The sequence below is a fragment of the Cryobacterium shii genome (assembly GCF_004402595.1).
GTDB classification, from domain to species: domain Bacteria; phylum Actinomycetota; class Actinomycetes; order Actinomycetales; family Microbacteriaceae; genus Cryobacterium; species Cryobacterium shii.
In genome coordinates, this window is record NZ_SOFY01000081.1 from 1 (window position 1) to 2599 (window position 2599).

Sequence of the window (2599 nt, forward strand, 5' to 3'; positions counted from 1 at the left end):
TGTGTTTTGTCAACTTGAAGCCGGCCATTTCAGCGCTAATTAACCGGCCAGTGCGGCACCGTTTCCGGCCAGTTGAGCACGGCGGCCTCAACGGCCGGTTTTGGGGCCGCCAGGGCTATTTCATGAGGGCGTGCTTGACGCGGTAGGACTCCCCGCGAAACTGGAGGAGCCGGCCGTGGTGGACGATGCGGTCGATGACAGCTGCGGCCATGTTGTCGTCGCCGAACACCGTTCCCCAGCGGGAGAACTCGAGGTTTGTGGTGATGATCAGGCTTCTTTTTTCATATCCATCCGCGATGACCTGGAACAGGAGCCGGGCGCCCTCGGTGTCAATCGGGAGATACCCGAATTCGTCGATTGCGAGTAATTGGTTTTTGGCGATGTTGGCCAGCTCCCGGTCGAGGCGGCCTTCGTCTTTGGCGCGACGCAACTGCATAACCAGCGACGAGGTGGTAAAGAAGCGAGCCGGGATTCCCTCGCGGCAGGCAGCAGCGACCAGAGCACTGGCGAGGTGTGTTTTGCCGGTGCCGACATCGCCGTAGAGGACCAGGTCCTCGGCCCGGTTGATAAACTCCAACGACGTCAGCTCCTCCCGGCCGTAATCCTCGGGGAACTTGACGCTCGAGTAGTCGAAACCCGTGAGCGATTTCAGCGCTGGCAGCCGGGCGGCGCTCAACAGCCGTTGGCGGCGTGATGCTTGCCGAGATTCGTGCTCGGCGAGGAGCATCCCGTGGAGGTATTCACGTTGTTTCGGGGTGCCCTTCTCGGCCCATTCGGCCAACACGGTATTGGTTAGCGATGCTTGCCGGCCGGTCTCGATGATGTCCTGCACGGTGATGAGGCTCACGCGATCTCTCCCGTCACGGTGTTCACGGTGATGAAGATGTCGGTGGTGAAGACGTCATAAACACTCAAGTCCACGTTCTCCGCTGCTGGGGTGGCGCCGTCGGCCAAGCGCCGGGCGAGCATGCCCAACGCGGCGATCTCGGGGATGTCTCCGCGCTGGATGAGCAGGTCAGCAGCATTGATGGCGGCGTCGAAACCGGCTGATCCCGAGGCGGCATCGACGGCGTTGAGAAGTCGGCGCCGATTGGTGGCGGTCGCCTTGTCGAGCCAGTCGCGCACCGGCTCGGGGACCAGAGGCCGGAGCTGGGAATGCCCCCAGGCGCCGGGCTTGGTCACCAGCAACGGCAGCAGCGACGCCGGTTCGAAGATCGTCTCCGTCTGCCGGCCGAACGCGCGCGGGAATGACCGGACAGGCGTGGCGTGCTCGTCGAGGATCTCGACGACGTCGTGGCGCAACCCGACGGTGAGAGTGCGGCTGTGGAAGGAAGACCCGGCCGCGTAGGTGTTCCCGTCAATGAGCAGGTTCCCGGTCTTGTCGGCCGTGCGGGACTCGTAGCGCACCGGGTCGAACCCGACGCCGGGCAGCGCCAGAGACGCGGCAACGTCCTGGGCGAAGAGCTCGCTCACGGGCAGGCCCTTGCGGTAGTGCGTGGCCTCAGCCAACGCCATGCACCGTGCCATCAGCACCGCGTTGAGGCCCTGCAGAGTGGCCGCTTCGGGCTCGGGGACCATCAGGTTCCGGCGCAGGAACCCGACCGCGTTTTCCACGTTGCCCTTCTCATTGCCGGAGTACGGATTGCAGTACCGAGACTCCGACCGGTAATGCAATTTGAACGCGCCGAACAGCTTGGTCTCAACGACCTTGGTGCCCACCCGTCGGCCGATGCCGGTGGCGTTGTCAAAGACCAGGTGCCGGGGCGCGGCGCCGATGAGATCGAACACGGTGCGCAGCCCGTGGCAGACGCACTCGGCTGTTTCGCCGCGGTAGGCCTGCACGAAGCGCATGTTCGAGAACGGGAACGTGACCACGAAGATGTGCAGGACCTGCCGAATGCCGGCGATGATGGCCTCAGCTTGCCCGAAGTCGACCTGCGCGGTGCCGGCGGGCCAGACCAGTTCCGTGAAGCCTTCACCGGCCTGGCGGTGGAGGGCGTTCCACTTCTTCACGAAGCGTTGCACCGGGGAATAACTGCCTGTGAAAGCCCGCTCAGCGACCAACCGGTCAAAGACCCGTTTGGCCGTGTGCCGTTGCTTCCGCGGTCGGCGCTGGTCTTCGCCCAACCACTTTTCAACGGTCGCTTCGAACCCGGTCATGGCCGAGCCGGTGGGCCTGGCCACCGGCGCTGGCGGCTTGGGCGAGTAGTCCTGTTGCCCGGCGTATTTGGTCACCGCGTCGCGGCTGACTCCCAAACGGCGGGCGATTTCACGGCCCGCGATTCCGTGGGAGTCGAGTGTTCTGATATTTTCTTGCACGGACATGGGTACCGTCATCTGCTTTCTGGTTCCTTCCGGCGCGACCGCTTGGCAGTAGCTACGCCGTAAGGAACCTATCGGGGGGTGGCGGGCCCATTTCTCTCACACTCTGGAGAGGGCCTCGGCCACCGGGTGATCTCAATCTCGCGCAGTCCCCGAATTCATCGTCGTGGAGGGGAGTTGCTGGCCTGATTCTTAGTGCTCTTTTGGCAGGAAACCAGCCACTAACTTGGCAGGATTCCAGCGCCGAAACGGCCTACAAAGAGTTGATCACACACAC

2 protein-coding genes are annotated in these 2599 nt (G+C 63.6%); both read right to left on the reverse strand.

Annotation, left to right across the window (positions count from 1 at the left end; translation table 11 throughout):
* Positions 1–115: 115 nt before the first annotated feature.
* The gene (istB, locus tag E3O49_RS14855) at positions 116–847 is read right to left on the reverse strand and encodes an IS21-like element helper ATPase IstB (RefSeq protein WP_198415985.1); all 732 of its coding nucleotides are present in this window, start codon (positions 845–847) and stop codon (positions 116–118) included.
* Positions 844–2325 (reverse strand): IS21 family transposase, encoded by a 1482-nt coding sequence (gene istA / locus E3O49_RS14860; protein WP_134451838.1) that lies wholly within the window; start codon positions 2323–2325, stop codon positions 844–846. Before istA ends, istB begins: the two co-directional genes overlap by 4 nt.
* Positions 2326–2599 lie beyond the last annotated feature (274 nt).